Annotated in this window: 16 protein-coding genes; all 16 read right to left on the bottom strand. The window is 41.9% G+C overall.

The genetic code is table 11. The features are described 5' to 3' along the window. Positions 1-265: 265 nt before the first annotated feature. Positions 266-457 carry a hypothetical protein gene (locus tag ACQRBN_RS11015; protein ID WP_427739039.1) on the bottom strand — a complete coding sequence of 64 codons (192 nt, stop codon included), beginning with the start codon at positions 455-457 and terminating at the stop codon, positions 266-268. A gap of 29 nt (positions 458-486) precedes the next feature. Then, on the bottom strand, positions 487-1,134 hold the full coding sequence (locus ACQRBN_RS11010) for an RpiB/LacA/LacB family sugar-phosphate isomerase (RefSeq protein ID WP_427739038.1): 648 nt from the start codon (positions 1,132-1,134) through the stop codon (positions 487-489). A gap of 1 nt (position 1,135) precedes the next feature. Then, entirely contained in the window at positions 1,136-1,777 is a 642-nt protein-coding gene (locus ACQRBN_RS11005) for a DNA alkylation repair protein (protein ID WP_427739045.1), read from the bottom strand. 65 nt (positions 1,778-1,842) lie between these two features. Beyond that, a complete protein-coding gene (locus tag ACQRBN_RS11000; RefSeq protein WP_427739037.1) occupies positions 1,843-2,706 on the bottom strand; it encodes a radical SAM protein in 864 nt (287 codons plus the stop codon). A 214-nt stretch (positions 2,707-2,920) separates the two neighbouring features. Next, positions 2,921-3,127, bottom strand: coding sequence for a helix-turn-helix transcriptional regulator (locus ACQRBN_RS10995; RefSeq protein WP_427739036.1), 207 nt, complete (start codon positions 3,125-3,127; stop codon positions 2,921-2,923). Between the two features lie 297 nt (positions 3,128-3,424). Beyond that, positions 3,425-4,435: a phosphotransferase enzyme family protein gene (locus tag ACQRBN_RS10990; protein ID WP_427739035.1), complete on the bottom strand. Its 1,011-nt coding sequence runs from the start codon at positions 4,433-4,435 to the stop codon at positions 3,425-3,427. A 51-nt stretch (positions 4,436-4,486) separates the two neighbouring features. Then, positions 4,487-4,933, bottom strand: coding sequence for an 8-oxo-dGTP diphosphatase (locus ACQRBN_RS10985; protein ID WP_427739034.1), 447 nt, complete (start codon positions 4,931-4,933; stop codon positions 4,487-4,489). Positions 4,934-5,143: 210 nt separating this feature from the next. Continuing rightward, positions 5,144-6,367: an aspartate aminotransferase family protein gene (locus tag ACQRBN_RS10980; protein WP_427739033.1), complete on the bottom strand. Its 1,224-nt coding sequence runs from the start codon at positions 6,365-6,367 to the stop codon at positions 5,144-5,146. 260 nt (positions 6,368-6,627) lie between these two features. After that, a complete protein-coding gene (gene rpsU / locus ACQRBN_RS10975) occupies positions 6,628-6,804 on the bottom strand; it encodes a 30S ribosomal protein S21 (RefSeq protein ID WP_004054229.1) in 177 nt (58 codons plus the stop codon). Between the two features lie 142 nt (positions 6,805-6,946). Continuing rightward, complete coding sequence (alaS, locus tag ACQRBN_RS10970) at positions 6,947-9,586, bottom strand: alanine--tRNA ligase (RefSeq protein ID WP_427739032.1); 2,640 nt, start codon at positions 9,584-9,586, stop codon at positions 6,947-6,949. Between the two features lie 158 nt (positions 9,587-9,744). Further along, entirely contained in the window at positions 9,745-11,256 is a 1,512-nt protein-coding gene (locus ACQRBN_RS10965; RefSeq protein WP_427739031.1) for a 4Fe-4S dicluster domain-containing protein, read from the bottom strand. 97 nt (positions 11,257-11,353) lie between these two features. Then, the gene (gene asnA, locus ACQRBN_RS10960; RefSeq protein ID WP_427739030.1) at positions 11,354-12,361 is read right to left on the bottom strand and encodes an aspartate--ammonia ligase; all 1,008 of its coding nucleotides are present in this window, start codon (positions 12,359-12,361) and stop codon (positions 11,354-11,356) included. A gap of 33 nt (positions 12,362-12,394) precedes the next feature. Further along, complete coding sequence (locus tag ACQRBN_RS10955; protein ID WP_427739028.1) at positions 12,395-14,782, bottom strand: homocysteine S-methyltransferase family protein; 2,388 nt, start codon at positions 14,780-14,782, stop codon at positions 12,395-12,397. Positions 14,783-14,809: 27 nt separating this feature from the next. Continuing rightward, positions 14,810-15,457, bottom strand: a complete 648-nt coding sequence (locus ACQRBN_RS10950) for a Vitamin B12 dependent methionine synthase activation subunit (protein WP_427739027.1) — start codon at positions 15,455-15,457, stop codon at positions 14,810-14,812. 29 nt (positions 15,458-15,486) lie between these two features. Further along, positions 15,487-16,356, bottom strand: coding sequence for a methylenetetrahydrofolate reductase [NAD(P)H] (metF, locus tag ACQRBN_RS10945; RefSeq protein ID WP_427739026.1), 870 nt, complete (start codon positions 16,354-16,356; stop codon positions 15,487-15,489). Between the two features lie 85 nt (positions 16,357-16,441). Next, positions 16,442-17,878, bottom strand: coding sequence for a glycogen synthase GlgA (glgA, locus tag ACQRBN_RS10940; RefSeq protein WP_427739025.1), 1,437 nt, complete (start codon positions 17,876-17,878; stop codon positions 16,442-16,444). Positions 17,879-17,886: the final 8 nt, after the last annotated feature.

Here is a 17,886-nt window from a genome sequence, read left to right as displayed (position 1 = left end):
GTGGATTTTTAGTTGCCAAATCTGGAGGGTAAATCTTCCGTATTTATCATTTGATGTAATCTCTTTCTCGCAGTATCAGTAGTCCATTTGTCATTCCACGGTTCTGCATTGAAAGTTTCGACATACGACTCTGCTAATTCATTTAGATGATTTAATGTAATTTCTTCATAATTTAAATTATTCATTGTTTCATATATCCCCGTTTCAAATTCTGAATTTTTATTTACTGGTTTTCATATTGTATCGGAACATACGGAAGTATCCCCTAAGTGATCTCATCAGCATAATGAATCTCCGTATGTATCACGGAGCGATAGTCCGCTGCAGTTGCTTTAATGCATGGAAAGTCCTTACATTTCTTACATTCTGATAGACATTTTTGAGATGCGCATTCTTTCGCATTACACAGATCATCTTTGCAATAACATTGATTACTATAACAACCTTCACAACGCATACTCCAATCCGTTTGTCCCCACATTTTAACTAATTGATGTCGTAAATAAAATTATTTTTAAGCAAGTCGAGCAACTCTATATTAGTGCCATGTTTTAAAACATAATCGAAAACATTCTTCCTCTGAAATGCCGCCAATACTAATTCCGAATCCAGCTTAGGCAGCACCTCTGCCAATTTTCGTTTTGTAGCTGCATTCATTTCCTTCAACTTTCTGGTATCTGCTCTTTTTCTTTCTGCATCTTTTAGCGGATACCCACTTCCAAATGGTCCATCAAAGAGTTTGTCCAATGTACTCTGCAGATTAATTTCTCCTGACCATCCAAAATTCAAACCAAGCGGAAAGGATACTGCATTCCCATCATTAATTCTCCCGAAAAGAAATGCATCCGCAGGATTGGCAACATATCCACACAAAACACCTGGCAGACTGTTACAAGCGAGCGTCATCCCCTGTCCGGAGGAACAGCCAGTTACAGCAAAATCTATTGCTCCACTTTCTAATAGCAAACTAATCATCAAGGCAATTTCTATGTAAGAATACGTAATTTCTTCCTCTGGAAACACACCAAAATTTATTACTTCAGATTCCTGATTTCTCACCGCTTTTACAACACATTCATATAACAATGTATTTTTCTCTTTTTGAGAACTAGCCTGAATCACCGCAATTTTCATCTTATTGAACCTCCATCTCTGCATCTCGCTCTAATCTTTTGCTCGCTAATTTGTAAACCTGCTGAACTTCTTTTAATGATAAATCCCAGGTGTCTAATTCTTTTGAAATAAGTTCCGGAAATTTCTTACTGATATCTTTTAATGCATTTCCTACGGATTTACGAGCATATGCGCTTTCGTCCTCTTTGCGCGCAGACAATATATCAATTGCCACTTGAGGATGATCCTTAAAATAAGGTCGGCTTGTCCATACTCTTAATCCTTCAGTAACAGCTCTGCGGACATTTGCACAATCACTGTCCAGCCATTCTTTCAGAAGGGGCAACGCCTTCTCATAGCCGATAATCTTACAATGATTATCGAATGCCATGGACAATATTTCCTGCACTTTCCAACTTTCGTGTTGGCTGACCACATTTTTAAGAAAAGATAATGCTTCTTCATATGCATGCGCAGAATATCCCAATAAGAATACACCAACTTCCTGTATTTGAAAATTATCCGATTGATAAAGTTCAAGCCCCATGTTATAGCATTCTTCCAAAGTATGCTCTTTATAGTATTTTTTCGCCTCTGTTTTTACTATTTTTAAACTATCTCTTTCTGGTATTAATTCCGCCAAATATAACATATAATTGTTCATAATCACTTAAATCCCCCTTTTTAACTCCAAATCACAATACAAAATGACAACTTAAATAGTGTTAACTAAAACAAAGTCAACTGTTCATACTTCTCTGGAAATTCATGCAAATACTGAAAACAAGCATCCATATCACAGATAATCCCATTCGTACGGCATTTATCCCGGAATAATTTCATTAATTCCCGACTCCGATCACTTGGAAGTTCATAAGCATATCCATATCTCTGATGATATCTTTCTCTCATACCTGGGAAATGTCTATCTAATGCTGCATAAAAATATTCCCTGTCACCCTCACGCAAGGTCAATCCCATCCCGAAACAGATAATCCCATATACTTTTGCCTGTATACAGTAATCCAGAATGCCTTCGATATTTTCCCTGGTGTCATTTATATAAGGCAGAATGGGTGACAGCCAGACCACCGTGGGAATTCCGTTTTCGTGGAAGACCTTTAATGCCTCCACCCGCTCTTTTGTGGTACAGACATTCGGCTCTAAGATTTTACATAGTTTCTCATCATAGGTGGTCAAAGTCATCTGAACAACACATTTTGCCTTCTCATTAATTCGCTTTAATAACTCCAGATCCCTAAGAATCCGATTCGATTTGGTCTGAATTGTTACGCCATATTCATAACGGTCTATGATCTCCAAACATCTTCTTGTCAGATTCAATTTCTCTTCACAATGCATATACGGATCACACATTGCGCCCGTTCCAATCATACACTTCTTTCTCTTGGAACGAAGCGCTTTTTCTAACAATTCCGGTGCATTCTGTTTAACTTCTATATCTTCAAAAGCATGCTCGAAACCATAACATTTACTCCTGCTGTCACAATAAATGCATCCATGCGTACAACCTCTATAAAGATTCATGCCATTCTGTGCGGACAGGATTCCCTTCGCATTCACAAAATGCATACTGCTCCCCCTTCCTCCCTGATATTTTAATACATCTTTTTCACATTTTCATTACACTTATCCGAATGCTGTCGGCCATCTGTTTTCCTACAGTATAATCATCAACACAAAAATCCAAAAAATCAGTTTAAATACTTGTTCAGCATCTTCTCCAATTTGCAAGATTCAAAATCAACTTCAATCCAATCCATATCAGTACCACCAAATAAACTTGTCAGTTTCTCAATGGTTGTATTAAAAGCGTGATGCCGCCGCCCTTGCCTCTGTTCATATAAATTGGTATTCCTGCTCCGGATAATGTCTCCACATCCCGATAAATCGTTCTGACGGATACTTCAAAACGGTCTGCCAGTTCTTTCGCTGTAACCATCTTTTTATCCAGGAGAATATATATGATTTCAAATAAACGGTTAATCTGCATCTCGTCCCTTTCCTCTTATGGGCCGATAAATAATAATATTATCTTGCATATAAATCCCATTCTGACATTTCCCATCTTGAAATGATATTCTATATCCATTATATAGGTTATAACATGACAAGTACATGTCATATTATCTGTTTTTAGACAAAAAATTTACAATTGAAACTATACCTACAGACATGCCACTGGCAGTTCTCTTGAGATGCTTTTGCAGTATAAAAATAGCGACATCCATTTCAGAACACCGCCTTTTTATTAAGAATTAACACCTAGCCATTGCTTAATTATGTACTCTCAATCCATACCGTCCTGTAATACACGAAGCCTTGTAGCGGCAGATGTTTTTTCTAGTATTTTTTCTTTCATCCGATCATAATATACAACCTGCCTCATTGTTGCAATCACCTCTGATATTCCTATCTCTTCTTCGGTTTTATCGCATTCTATGCCCAACACCCTCTTAAGATTATACTCAAGCCACTCAAGCCGCCCATAATTCCCATAATACAAACATTCCCAATTATCAGGCTTCAGACCACCCCCTGCAAAATATGCTTCAATAAAGGCTTCAAACAGTTTAAAATTGATATTACACTCACTATATCCCGACCAGCACAATGCCAGTTCATACATTTCGATGAACGGGCTCGTATATGTAAGACATTCCAGATCAATAATCCGATATTCCATACCTTTCCATAAGACATTCTTACAATCCATATCATTATGGCAGATCGTAACGATAGGTGGAATCTTTTTAATTGCAGCATTTCCTTTTTCCTGACTTTCATAAAGCAGAGAAAGATGATCCTTTAAAAGAATATATATCTCTTGATTTTTCTCCTTCATCTGATCCAGATAATCATTCCAGTCGATACGAATCTCATCTCTTCTATATGGCTCTTTCCTAATGTCTATCTGATGAATTCTTGCAAGTTCCCTTCCAATTCTAATACAATGCTCCTTTGATATTTCCTCTCCGTGCAAGGCTTTCCCATCATACCATTCAAAAATATAAAAGAACCGACCTTCCATCTCCTGCATTTTCTGATTATTGAAAATGATCGCTGGAAGGATAGGAATGCTATGCTTCTCCAAACGAAATTCTAATTCTTCCGCAATTCGATAGTTTTCCTTTGCGCTTTCTCTTTCCATAATATGTGGATTTAGTAATTTGACTGCGTATTTCCCACTCGTAGTAGATATCCCGTACATCTTATGAAGAAAGCCCCCGCTTAAAATAACTGGTTCAGAAAGCATTTTTCCAAAATTATATTTATCACAAATTTTTATTAGTAAATCCATAAACTCTCCTTATAAAATTGCAATTCTATACTCAATCATTTTCGTCTCCTCCTATAGGTTCTTACAATGCCATTCTCCATCGAACCAATGATAGTTCTCTGACAGTTCATCCTTCTCAAATATCTCCATCATCTCTTGAAATCCCTCTGCAAGTGCATATCGACTAATATCTTTCTTATCAATCCAAAACACGTTTCCCTCATCCGAAGATATCACTTCTCCCTCAAATACATCCGTCTTAAAGCAGAACACAATATACCTTCCGTTCCGGTACGGGAACTGTTTAATTCCACACAATCTCAATTCTGAAACATCCAGTCCCGTCTCTTCCTTCACTTCCCGGATCGTAGACCTGACAAAAGATTCTCCTGCTTCTACGTGCCCTCCTGGGAAAGTAATCCCGGGCCAATCCAGATTCAACCGCTCCTGCACTAATATTCTGTCGCCATCAAACACCATACACATATTCGTCAAAACTACTTCCTCAGTTTTTGCCATAATTCCCTGCTCCTAATGATTCCTATCCATATTCAGTTGCTTTTTCGTCAATTATCTGCCCTTAATTATATCCTCAATCACACCCTTAATCAATCCTGCTTCTTACCTAATCTTCCAGTTGTAAAATATCAAGCAAGGAGCGGGTATATGCCCGGCTTCCAACCGTCCATACACTCGCTCCTTGCAATAACTTTCGACAACAAATCTATATTATTCCATCTTCGCCACCGCTGCCTCAATGGCTTCTTTCATAATTCCCATCAATTCATCCACCTGCTCCTTCGTAACAATCAACGGTGGAATCATACGGTTCACCTTGTCTCCAATCGCCGTAATCAATGCTTTTCTGGCAAATACTTCATGCTTAACCTCTACTGCAATCGGAAGATCGTATTCACATCCAACCAGGAGTCCGCGTCCTCTTGCTTCAACTACATGAGGAAGTTTTGCCATCTCCTGAACCATATATTCTCCTACCTCTTTTGCATTTTTACTCAAATCCTTATCCAGGATCTCAGAAACAGATGCCAGTGCAGCTGCACAAGCTACTGCATGACCACCATAAGTAGATCCATGAGTTCCAGCTGTAAATTCGCTTGCAACCTTATTTGTCGCACAGCATGCTCCGATTGGCATTCCACCTCCCATTGCTTTTGCCATGGTTACTGCATCCGGTTTTACTCCATATCCCATATATGCCATCGGCGCTCCGGTACGTCCCCATCCTGTCTGAACTTCATCAAATAGAAGCAGCATATCGTTGTCATCACAAAGTTTACGAAGTCCTTCGATGAATTCCTGAGTTGCCGGATGTACACCGCCTTCTCCCTGTACAGGCTCAATCATAATCGCAATTGTGTTCTCCGTTACTTTAGAAGCAAAATCTTCCAGATTATTATACTCTGCATATGTGAATCCAGGTAATACTGGCTTGAAGCCCACCTGAATTGCATTATCCGGCTGTCCAGTTGCTGACAATGCTCCATAGGTTCTTCCATGGAATCCATTCTTGGCAGTGATAATGTGATATCTCTCCGGACCATAATGGTCAATGCCATATTTTCTTGCCATCTTAATCATACATTCATTAGCTTCAGTACCTGAATTCTGATAAAAGATCTTATCCATTCCAATCGTATCGCAAATCTTCTTTGCCAGTAAAGCCTGTGGTACTGTATATGGATAGTTGAATGTATGCATAATATCATCCACCTGATCCTTAATCGCTGCAACTACTTTTTCGTTTCTGTTTCCAGGACTGTTAACAGCAACACCACCATAAAAATCAAGATAGGCATTTCCTTCTTCATCATACAGATACATTCCCTCTGCTCTTTCTGCAATAAAGTCATAACGCTCGTATGTCTCCACCATGTATTTGTTAACCATATCCTTTAGTTCCTGTGGTGTAAGACCTGCATCTTTTAATCTCATGATAAAATCTCCTTATCTTAGTAAACTATAATTTTGAACAAAAAGAAAAGAGCACCGTATCTACGATACGGCGCCCTTGCCTTTGACGTTTTAAAGTATATACCCAGATTTTCACCTCGTCAATACCCTTTTTTCATTTTTTTAGAATTTTTAAGTGCCTTTTTAATGCAGTAATTGTCAGTCTAAATATATTTTCCTTATTCGCAGCGCATTTTGCATAAAAATAGAGTGTTGAATCAACACTCTATTTATTGCACATATTAGTTATACTTACGTTTTCTAGCAGCTTCAGATTTTTTCTTACGTCTTACGCTTGGTTTCTCGTAATGTTCTCTCTTACGAATCTCCTGCTGGATACCAGCCTTCGCACAGTTTCTTTTGAATCTGCGTAAAGCGCTATCTAACGTCTCGTTTTCTTTAACGATTACATTTGACATAGTCTCACACCTAACCTCCCCTCCAGTCCTATATTGTGCACCATACGACTGTTCGGGTATTTTTCTTGCACTACATAAGATTATAACACATATTTCATTTACGTCAATATTTTTTTCTCTATTATTTGGTAAAAACAGAGAATTAAGCCAACTGCTCTCCTAATACCTCGGCTGCTTTTGCAATGGCATCATCCATGCCTGCCGGATTCTTACCGCCTGCCTGTGCCATATTCGGGCGTCCGCCGCCGCCTCCTCCGACTAAAGAAGCAACTGCCTTAATCAGATTTCCTGCATGCGCGCCTTTGTCCATTGCCTCTTTTGTAGCCATAGCCATCAAACTTACTTTACCATCTGTAGCAGATGCCAAAAGGATGACACCTTCTCCAAGTTTCTCCTTCAACTGATCACCCAGATCACGCAGCCCGTTCATGTCCACGCCTTCCACTTTTGTCGCAAGGAGTTTGACACCTTTTACATCCACAACCTGATCCATAACATCACCCATAGCATCCTTCGCCAGTTTGCTCTTCAGGCTGTCTACTTCGCTATGAAGCGCTTTATTCTCACTCAGCAGATGAGCCACTTTCTCCGTCAGTTTATCAGGTGTTGCTTTCACAAGTTTGGCAGTCTCCTGCAGTTTCTTCTCTAACTCATTATAATAATTCATAAGACCTTTCGATGTCAGTGCCTCAATTCTACGTACTCCGGCTGCAACACCTGTCTCAGACAGAATCTTGAATGCTGTGATCACTCCTGTATTAGCAACATGAGTTCCGCCACAGAACTCAATAGAGAAGTCACCCATACTTACAACACGTACGATATCGCCGTATTTCTCGCCAAAGAGAGCTGCTGCTCCTGTCTTTCTTGCCTCTTCAATCGGCATATTCTCAGCCTTTACCGGCAGACAGTTCATAATCTGCTCATTGACAATCTCTTCTACCTGTTTCAGTTCTTCCGGTGTCATAGCAGAGAAATGTGTAAAGTCAAAACGAAGCCTTTCTGCATTCACAGAAGATCCAGCCTGCTCTACGTGATTACCAAGAACCATACGCAAGGCTTTCTGAAGCAAATGAGTTGCACTGTGGTTATTCGCAGACAACGCACGATTATCCTTGTCCACTTCCAAAGTAACAGCGTCACCAACTTTGATCATACCTTTGGTAACATGCCCAATATGACCGAATTTGCCGCCTAGAAGTTTTACAACATCCTCTACCTGGAATTCTCCTTCTGCAGTACGGATTACTCCCTTATCAGCCTCCTGACCGCCGCTGGTTGCATAGAACGGTGTCTGCCTGACAAAGATGGTTCCTCTCTCTCCGTCAGACAATGCATCTGCTAATTCTGTATCCGTCGTAAGAACCGTAACTTTTGAATCATAAGTCAGATGGTCATATCCTACGAATTCTGTCGTAACACTCGGATCGATAGACTCATATACCGTTACATCCGCTCCCATGTAGTTGGTAACCTCACGAGCCTCTCTTGCCGTCTTTCTCTGGATCTCCATTGCCTCGCGGAATCCTTCTTCATCTACAGACATTCCCTTTTCTTCCAGAATCTCTTTTGTCAGATCAAGTGGGAATCCATAAGTATCGTATAACTTAAACGCACTTGTTCCTTCCAGAATCTTTACACCCTTAGAAGCCATATCTGCTTCCATATCAGCCAGAATAGATAAGCCCTGGTCGATGGTCTTGTTAAACTGCTCCTCTTCTTTCATGATTACTTTGAAGATAAACTCTTTCTTCTCTTCCAACTCCGGATATCCATCTTTAGAACCTTCAATAACCGTCTTAGCCAGATCCACCAGGAATTCTCCCTGGATATTCAGAAGTCTTCCATGACGGCAGGCACGTCGTAACAGACGGCGAAGCACATATCCTCTTCCTTCATTCGATGGCATAATTCCATCAGAGATCATGAAAGTTACAGAACGAATATGGTCAGTAATAACACGAATCGATACATCTGTCTCTGCATTTGTCTCATATTCTACATTCGCAACGCGGCAGACATGGTCTCGTAATGCTTTGATCGTATCCACATCAAACATGGAATCCACATCCTGTACAACACATGCAAGACGCTCCAGTCCCATACCTGTATCAATATTCTTCTGTTCAAGTTCTGTATAATTATTATTGCCGTCATTGTCAAACTGAGTAAATACGTTGTTCCAGATCTCCATATAACGGTCACAATCACAGCCTACGGTACAGTCTGGGCTTCCACAGCCGTATTTCTCCCCACGGTCATAATACACCTCGGAACATGGTCCACAAGGTCCTGAACCATGCTCCCAGAAGTTATCCTCTTTACCAAAACGGAAGATTCTCTCTGCCGGGATTCCAATCTCCTTATTCCAGATCTCCCAAGCCTCATCATCCTCCAGATATACAGAAGGATACAGCCTGTCCGGATCAAGTCCCACAACTTCTGTCAGGAACTCCCATGTCCAGTGGATTGCCTCTGTCTTAAAATAATCTCCAAAAGAGAAGTTACCAAGCATCTCAAAAAATGTACCATGTCTTGCTGTCTTACCTACATTCTCAATATCCCCGGTACGGATACACTTCTGACAGGTAGTCACTCTCTTTCTTGGCGGAATCTCCTGTCCGGTAAAATATGGCTTTAATGGTGCCATTCCTGAATTGATCAGCAACAAACTTTTATCATTATGCGGCACCAATGAAAAACTCTTCATTGCCAGATGATCTTTGCTTTCAAAAAACTCAAGAAACATCTTTCTTAATTCATTTACTCCGTATCTTTGCATAAATCTCCTCCTGCTCTCTATTCATATACATATGGCATATGCACATCATACTGTATACAATATAAAAATCAATAACTAAGTTTTAATTATAAAGAGAAGCAAGCGGTTTGTCAACGTTCCGCTTGCTTCTTTATTGCTTCTTTTCCGCTTCTCTGAGCCTACTTTAACTCGATCTCTTCCAATTCTTTTGCCGGCAGTCTCTTGCTGGAGGCCGCTACGAATGCTTTCACTTTCTTCTGTGCCTTATCAATCGGAATATTCGTTCCGGCACCTGCTGAACATCCGCCCGGACATCCCATACCTTCGATCAGACAGCCATTCTTCTTACCTACCTTGGCAAGAGAAAGCATCTTCTTACATTCTGCCAGACCTTCCGCATGCTCAATCTTCACCTCAACACCTGGGTAATATTCATTGATGCACTGCTCAATCGCATCTGCTACTCCACCGGCTACCGCATAGCCACGTCCTGCTCCTGTTGCATTGTGGAAGGAAGATTCTGCCTCATAGTCTTCCAGATCAATATCTTTGGCATCGAACATTGCCTGCAATTCTTCAAAAGTGATAACGAAATCCACATCACTTCGTACAGTTCTTCTCATCGCTTCCAGTTTCTTTGCCGCACATGGTCCGATGAATACCACTCTTGCATCCGGATGCTCTTGCTTAATCGTACGTGCCGTAGCAACCATAGGTGTTAATTCCTGGGATACCTGATCCACCATATCCGGGAAATACTTCTTAGCAAGCATTGCCCAGGACGGACAGCAGGATGTCAGGAGGAATGGCAATTCTCCTGTCGCCACTTTATTCACATAATGGTGCGCTTCTGCGATTGCTCCGATGTCAGCACCCAACGCAACTTCATATACTTCTGAGAATCCCATCTCTTTTAATGCTGCCTTTAAGTTTCTTGGAGTAATATTATCCCCAAACTGACCAACGAATGCAGGGGCGATCTCAGCAATAATCTTATCCCCTTCTGTCAGTGCTCTTGCCAACTGGAAAATCTGAGACTTATCGGAAATAGCGCCAAACGGACAACTTACCATACACATGCCACAAGATACACACTTGTCAATATTAATCTGTGCGCGCCCCTGAGAATCCGTCTCGATAGCACCTACGCCACAGGCCTTCGCACATGGACGTTCTTTCTTAGCAATCGCATCGTAAGGACAGGCTGATTTACATTTGCCGCACTTGATACACTTCTCAGGATCTATGTAAGAACGTCCCTTCACCATGGAGATTGCTCCCCTTGGACAGACTTCCATACATGGATGCGCAAGGCATCCTTTACACATATTGCTTACTTCATATCCCTTCTCCTCACACCGTTCACAGGCAGATGGAATCACCTGCATAAGCGGCGGCTCATAGTATTTGTCAGAGATGTTGCTGGCTTCCACGCCTGCGGTCAGATGGACCGGCTTATTCTCCGGACGCAGGGACAGACCCATCGCAAGACGAAGGCGCTCTCTTACAACGGCACGAGCACGATACACGCTTTCTCTGTACTTAGTAGTATCCTCGTTGACGATGGTATATGGAATTGCTTCCATATCATCGTTCAGTGTCTCTGGATTCCCTTTGAATCCCAGTCTGGCAACTTCTTCAAATACTGTTCTTCTGATTTTTCTAACTGTTGTATCCAACCCTCTCATCATATTAGATTTTTCCTCCTAAATATGTACATTCTGATATAACTATAAATAATTGTGAAAGTATTGTCAACACTTTCATCTGTTCAGATTTTAAAACATTTTACAACAGGAATATGTTATGCTCCTTACAGGTTTCACGCATTTCTTTTGGCCACAGACTCGCCTGCACTTCCCCTACATGGGCACGATCCAACAAAAGCATACAGAGCCTTGATTGACCGATTCCGCCGCCAATCGTGTACGGAAGTTCACCATTCAAAAGCATCTTGTGGTAAGGGAGATTCTTTCTCTCTTCGCAGCCTGCTTTTTTCAACTGTTCTTCCAGGGCTTTTTCGTCTACACGGATTCCCATACTGGAGATCTCAAGCGCACTTTGGAGATGTTCGAACCAGAACAGGATATCTCCATTCAACTGCCAGTCATCATAATCCGGCGCACGGCCATCATGCGGCTTGCCGCTTGCAAGTTTATCGCCGATCTGCATTAAGAATACACATCCGTATTCTTTTGTGATCAGATTTTCTCTTTCCTTCGGTGTCTTATCTGGATAACGGTCTTCTAACTCCTGGGAAGTAATGAAAGTAACGTCATTTGGCAATTTCTTCACTGCATCCGGATATTTGTACCATACCTCATGCTGCATATGCTTTACAATCTTGAAGATCGTACGAACCGTCTCTTTCAGAGTCTCTACGTTACGCTCTTCTTTGGTAATGACCTTCTCCCAGTCCCACTGATCTACGTAGCAGGAATGGAGATTATCCAGTTCCTCATCTCGGCGAATCGCGTTCATGTTCGTATAGAGACCTTCTCCTGGCTTAAATCCGTACTCATGCAATGCCATTCTCTTCCACTTGGCAAGAGAATGCACGACCTCCACGGTCTCACCCGGAATACCGGCAATATCGAACTGTACCGGACGCTCTACTCCATTCAGATTATCATTCAATCCGCTGCTCTGCTCTACGAACAGAGGTGCCGAGATTCTCTCCAGATTCATCTCTTTTCCCAATTCCTTCTGGAAGGTATCGCGGATGTACTTGATTGCCTCCTGTGTCTCACGGATGCTTAACCGTGGATCATAGTTTTCTGGTAATATTAGTGACATAATTTTCTCCTTTTTTTGTACATAATTCTATTCTTAGTTTCCATCAAATATGCTCTGAGCATAGTATACAGACTGCATCGCATCTTTTCCATAGAAATCTGCCCCTATCATATCCGCATATTCCTGATTCAGTACTGCTCCTCCTACCATGACTTTACATTCCGGCTTGCGCTTGCGCAGCAATTTGATCGTATCCTCCATGCTTACCACCGTGGTCGTCATCAGCGCACTTAAACCGACCAGCCTTACATCTTCTTCAATGGCTTTTTCTACAATGGTTTCCGGCGGGACATCTTTGCCCAGATCAATGACATCAAAACTATAGTTCTCAAGCAAAACCTTCACAATATTCTTACCGATATCGTGAATATCTCCTTTGACGGTTGCCAATATGATTTTATCCTTCTTCCGGACATCATTTCCATCCTGTGCCAGCACATCTTTTAATACGGCAAACGCAATCTTGGCTGAGTCTGCACTCATCAATAATTGCGGAAGGAACACTGTTCCTTTCTCGAATCCTTTTCCCACAACATCCAGTGCCGGAATTAGGTATTGGTTAATGATTTCCAGTGGCGCTTTTGTTTTTAACAATTCCAGAGTAGCATGATGTGCTTCTTCCTTCAGTCCCTTTTCGATGGCAGTTTTCAAAGTCATCTCTACTGCTTTCGCCTGAGGTACAGCCGCCTGCTGATTTCCATACTGGCTGATATACGCTTCGCAGTTCTCATCATAATTCATCAGTGCACAGAAAGAATAATAAGAACGCATCATATCTTCTGAAGATGGATTAATGATACCTGCACTTAAGCCATTCTGCATTGCCATCGTATAGAAATTCGAATTAATTGCCGGACGGTAAGGAAGTCCAAATGAAATATTCGATACTCCAAGTACCGTACATACGCCATAAGTCTCATGGACACCTTTTAATGCTGTCAGCGTCGTCTTGGCGCCTTCCGGCTCTGAACTGATCGTCATAGCCAGAACATCAATTACGATATCCTTCTTATCAATGCCATACTTCTTCGCTTCCTCGATAATCTTGCCTGCAATCCGGATTCTTCCTTCCGGCGTTGTAGGGATTCCATCTTCATCAATTGTAAGTCCAATCACTACACCACCGTATTTTTGAATCAGTGGAAATACTGCATCCATAGATTCCTGCTTGCCATTCACCGAATTGACCATCGGCTTGCCATTATAGATCCGCATGGCTGCTTCCATGGCTTCTATGTCCACCGTATCAATCTGTAGAGGAAGACTTGTCACGCTCTGCAATTCGGTCACAACCTCTCGCATCATCGCTACTTCATCAATATCCGGAAGTCCTACGTTCACATCCAGGATATGAGCGCCCTTATCCTGCTGCGTGATTCCTTCTTTCAGAATATAATCCAGATCATGCTCCTTTAGCGCCTGCTTGAACTTCTTCTTTCCGGTAGGATTGATCCGTTCTCCTATGATTACCGGCTTACCTCCAAGAACTACTGCCTTTCCATACGAAGAAACTATAGTCTGGTTCTTTGCCTCTGGCATCTTTATCACTCTTGACGGAATTCCCCTGATCATCGCCTGAATGTGTGCCGGTGTCGTTCCACAGCATCCACCAATCACACTGGCTCCCATGCTAAGAATTTTCTGCATAGTAAGTGCGAATTGCTCAGGGTCGACATCATAATACACTTCTCCATCCCGCTGTTTTGGAAGACCTGCATTAGGCTTTACGATCACTGGTATAGAGGTGAATTTAAGAATATCCTCCAGAATCGGAATCATCTGTTCCGGACCCATACCACAATTGATTCCCAGTGCATCTACCCGAAGTCCTTCTAACATGGCAACCACACTTGGAACATCTCCGCCTGTCAGAAGTTTTCCTTTTTCATCGAAAATCATCGTAGCAAATACCGGAAGATGGGTGTTCTCTTTTGCTGCCAATACTGCTGCTTTCACTTCATAAGTGTCACTCATGGTCTCGATATGGATAAGGTCGGCACCCGCCGCTTCTCCGTATTGCATTACTTCTTTAAATGCTTCATACGCATCTTCAAATTCCAGATCTCCCATAGGTTTCAGTAGTTTTCCGGTAGGACCTACGTCCAGTGCCGTATAGACCTCTCTGCCGTCATGTACGCCGCGTTTTGCCGCTTCTTGGACGTTTGCCACGGCTCTGGTTACAATGTCTTTTAACTCATATTTTGAATCGTGGAATTTCAAGGCGTTGGCACCGAAAGTATTGGTTAGTACGATGTCGCTGCCTGCCTCGTAGTATTGACGGTGGATATCGATGATTTCTTCCGTATGCTCCAGATTCCAGACTTCAGGGAGTTCACCTGGCTTCAAGCCTTTGGATTGAAGCAGGGTGCCCATTCCGCCATCAAAATATAATAATTCTTTTCCAAGTCTCTCTAATAACATCTGTCTACTCCTTCGTTGTTCTTCACTTTATGGATTCCTGCGGTAGGTACAATCTGTCTTATTACAGGATTCACACCCTTTTGTATGGCAAGGGACATTATTTTTGCTAAGTCCTATGATTGCTGTAACAGATTTTGTAGGAGTTAGCATACTGCTGTCGGTCATGGTTAGACCTATAGTTTTGGCAGTGTCTAACATCCGAAGGATCATCTCTTGATGCTCAATCGAAAAATCTCCATAGCCGGGGCTGAATCTTGGTCTTAGGTATAGCCCCTGTTCCTTCATTTCCTTTCGAATCTTTTCCTGGTATTCGTCCAAATATTCTTCTAAGAAGGCGGCGGCGCAGGCTTGTAAGGCTACGACTCTTGCCATGTCGGTGAGGGCGTACTTGCGTAAGAGCATGTCTACGCCTGCTCCGAGGGTGGCACCCAGCACGACTGCGCTTTGACAGCCTTTCAGATTCTTTCCAAGGTTTTTACTTACAATATCTAGTTTTCCAATCTCCAGATGATCGCTATCCTTGAAAGATACGTCAAAAATGCGATAGATGATCCGCCTCCCTGTTGTTCGCTCCAGTTCCTCAAAGGAACTGGCAACGAGGGCAAGGGTACTATCATCTACCGCATGGTTTCCATATCCCAAGTAACGAACCGCTTCTTTCGTCCTTGCGTCCATAGTTTCGTCCTTCTACCTTCCTCAGAGGATTATGATTTTACAATCTCAGAAAGATTCCTCATAATTGCTTCAGCAACCTCTGGCTTATTCATAGAGTAAACGTGAATATGGTTAATACCATTCGCAATCAGATCGATAATCTGATCTGTCGCATATGCAATTCCTGCCTGCTGCATCGCTTTCGGATCATCACCAAAGCGATCCACAATAGCACGGAACCTCTCCGGCAAAGCTGTGCCAGACATTCCGCCGATTCTTGCAATCTGTTTCTTGTTCGTTACCGGCATAATACCCGGAAGAACCGGAACGACAATTCCCTTCTCTCTGATTCTATAAAGGAAATTATACATAATATTATTATCAAAAAACATCTGGGTTGTCAGGAAATCTACTCCGCAATCCACTTTATGCTTCAGATTAATAATATCATCCTTCTTATGCTCCATCTCAACATGACCTTCCGGATAGCAGGCGGCTCCTATACAGAAATCGCCCTGGGTCTTAATATCTTCGATCAACTCACATGCATATCTGTAGTGGTTCGGAAGCGGGAACTCCCTGCCTTTGGGGATATCTCCTCGTAATGCTAAGATGTTCTCAATCTCATTCTCTTTTAACTGCTCAATTACCTGATGCACTTCATCTTTCGTTGAAGACACGCAGGTAAGATGCGCCAGACTGGTTACATCAAAATCATCCTTGATATGTGACGCAATGCTAACGGTATTCTTGCTTGTACCACCGCCTGCACCGTAAGTCACACTGATAAATGACGGCTTTAACGCAGCAATCTTTTCTGTTGCCGCAAGAACGCTGTCATATCCCGCATCCGTCTTAGGCGGAAATATTTCAAATGAAATATGCGGTGTCTTTTCCTTTAATATGTCTCTAATCTTCATGTCATTACCCCATATCTTATCTTTTTGTAATCTCTTGCTGTCCTGTATTCTTAAAGGCTTTCTACAATCGGCCTTTTAACGCGTCTTACATACCATCATATAACGCTTCATACTGTTTTGCAGAATTCTTCCATGAGAAATCCTGACTCATGGCACGTTCTACAATCTTATTCCAATCACGCTTATTATCATAATAGATGCGTTCTGCATAGCGAACAGTTGCCAGCATCTCATGCGCGTTGTAATTCGTGAAACTGAATCCTGTACCAGTCTTCTCATATTCGTTGTATGGCTCTACCGTATCTCTAAGACCGCCTGTCTCTCTTACGATTGGCAGTGTTCCATAACGAAGACTCATTAACTGGCTAAGTCCACAAGGTTCGAACAGTGAAGGCATCAGGAATGCATCACTGGATGCGTAGATCTTGTGAGACAACGGATCTGAATAGTAGATATTCGCAGATACCTTGCCCTGATACTTCCATTCAAAGTGACGGAACATATTCTCATACTGCTCCTCGCCGGTTCCAAGTACCACAATCTGGACTGCATCCTGGCAAAGTTCATCCATCACATAAGCAACCAGATCGAATCCCTTCTGGTCTGTCAGTCTGGATACAATACCGATCATCATTGTATGAGGATCCTGTTCAAGCCCCAGTTCTTTCTGCAGCGCGACCTTATTCTTTACCTTCTCACGCCTGAAACTCTCAATATCATAGTTCTTCTCAATCCTGGTATCTGTAGCCGGATCATAATCATCATAATCAATACCGTTAACAATACCTGACAGACAGTTCGAGCGAGCATTCATCAAGCCATCCAGCCTCTCGCCATAAAACGGCATCTTAATCTCTTCTGCATAAGAATTACTTACTGTCGTAATTCTGTCCGCATATACGATTCCACCCTTCAAATAGTTGGCATCTTTGTAAGCCTCTAACTTATCCGGTGCAAAATAATACTGCGGAAGCCCTGTAATGTCTCGGACTCTCTTCGCATCCCATGTTCCCTGGAACTTCAGGTTATGTATGGTCATGATCGTCTTAATACCGCGATACCATTCATTGCCAAAACGGAAATTATCCAGATATACCGGAATCAGTCCGGTCTGCCAGTCATGACAGTGAATAATGTCAGGTCTGAAATCGATCACCGGCAAAGCACTCAGCACTGCTTTGGAGAAAAATGCGAATTTCTCAATATCCGCATACATATCGCCGTATGGTGCAAAGCCGTTAAAATAGTACTCATTATCTATAAAATAGAATGTAATTCCTTCATATTCGTATATCAACACCCCTACATACTGCTTTCTCCAATTCAAATCCATATAGAAGTGTGTATGGTAAGTCAGTTTTTCTTTCCATTCTTCTTTCATACACATATATTTCGGCAGCATAACACGAACATCATATTTTTCTTTGTCGAAATATTTTGGCAAGGAACCAACTACGTCTGCAAGTCCCCCTGTTTTAATGAAAGGTACCGATTCTGACGCCGCAAATAGTATTTTTTTCATATTTTTTC

It is taken from the genome of Bariatricus sp. SGI.154 (assembly GCF_050313795.1).
GTDB lineage: Bacteria > Bacillota > Clostridia > Lachnospirales > Lachnospiraceae > CAMBRQ01.
This window is presented reverse-complemented; position numbering and strand designations above follow the sequence as displayed.

Coding starts and splice junctions, on each gene's coding strand:
- ACQRBN_RS11015 (WP_427739039.1), bottom strand. CDS start 457: ATGCGTTGTGAAGGTTGTTATAGTAATCAATGTTATTGCAAAGATGAT.
- ACQRBN_RS11010 (WP_427739038.1), bottom strand. CDS start 1,134: ATGAAAATTGCGGTGATTCAGGCTAGTTCTCAAAAAGAGAAAAATACA.
- ACQRBN_RS11005 (WP_427739045.1), bottom strand. CDS start 1,777: ATGAACAATTATATGTTATATTTGGCGGAATTAATACCAGAAAGAGAT.
- ACQRBN_RS11000 (WP_427739037.1), bottom strand. CDS start 2,706: ATGCATTTTGTGAATGCGAAGGGAATCCTGTCCGCACAGAATGGCATG.
- ACQRBN_RS10995 (WP_427739036.1), bottom strand. CDS start 3,127: ATGCAGATTAACCGTTTATTTGAAATCATATATATTCTCCTGGATAAA.
- ACQRBN_RS10990 (WP_427739035.1), bottom strand. CDS start 4,435: ATGGATTTACTAATAAAAATTTGTGATAAATATAATTTTGGAAAAATG.
- ACQRBN_RS10985 (WP_427739034.1), bottom strand. CDS start 4,933: ATGGCAAAAACTGAGGAAGTAGTTTTGACGAATATGTGTATGGTGTTT.
- ACQRBN_RS10980 (WP_427739033.1), bottom strand. CDS start 6,367: ATGAGATTAAAAGATGCAGGTCTTACACCACAGGAACTAAAGGATATG.
- rpsU (WP_004054229.1), bottom strand. CDS start 6,804: ATGTCAAATGTAATCGTTAAAGAAAACGAGACGTTAGATAGCGCTTTA.
- alaS (WP_427739032.1), bottom strand. CDS start 9,586: ATGCAAAGATACGGAGTAAATGAATTAAGAAAGATGTTTCTTGAGTTT.
- ACQRBN_RS10965 (WP_427739031.1), bottom strand. CDS start 11,256: ATGATGAGAGGGTTGGATACAACAGTTAGAAAAATCAGAAGAACAGTA.
- asnA (WP_427739030.1), bottom strand. CDS start 12,361: ATGTCACTAATATTACCAGAAAACTATGATCCACGGTTAAGCATCCGT.
- ACQRBN_RS10955 (WP_427739028.1), bottom strand. CDS start 14,782: ATGTTATTAGAGAGACTTGGAAAAGAATTATTATATTTTGATGGCGGA.
- ACQRBN_RS10950 (WP_427739027.1), bottom strand. CDS start 15,457: ATGGACGCAAGGACGAAAGAAGCGGTTCGTTACTTGGGATATGGAAAC.
- metF (WP_427739026.1), bottom strand. CDS start 16,356: ATGAAGATTAGAGACATATTAAAGGAAAAGACACCGCATATTTCATTT.
- glgA (WP_427739025.1), bottom strand. CDS start 17,878: ATGAAAAAAATACTATTTGCGGCGTCAGAATCGGTACCTTTCATTAAA.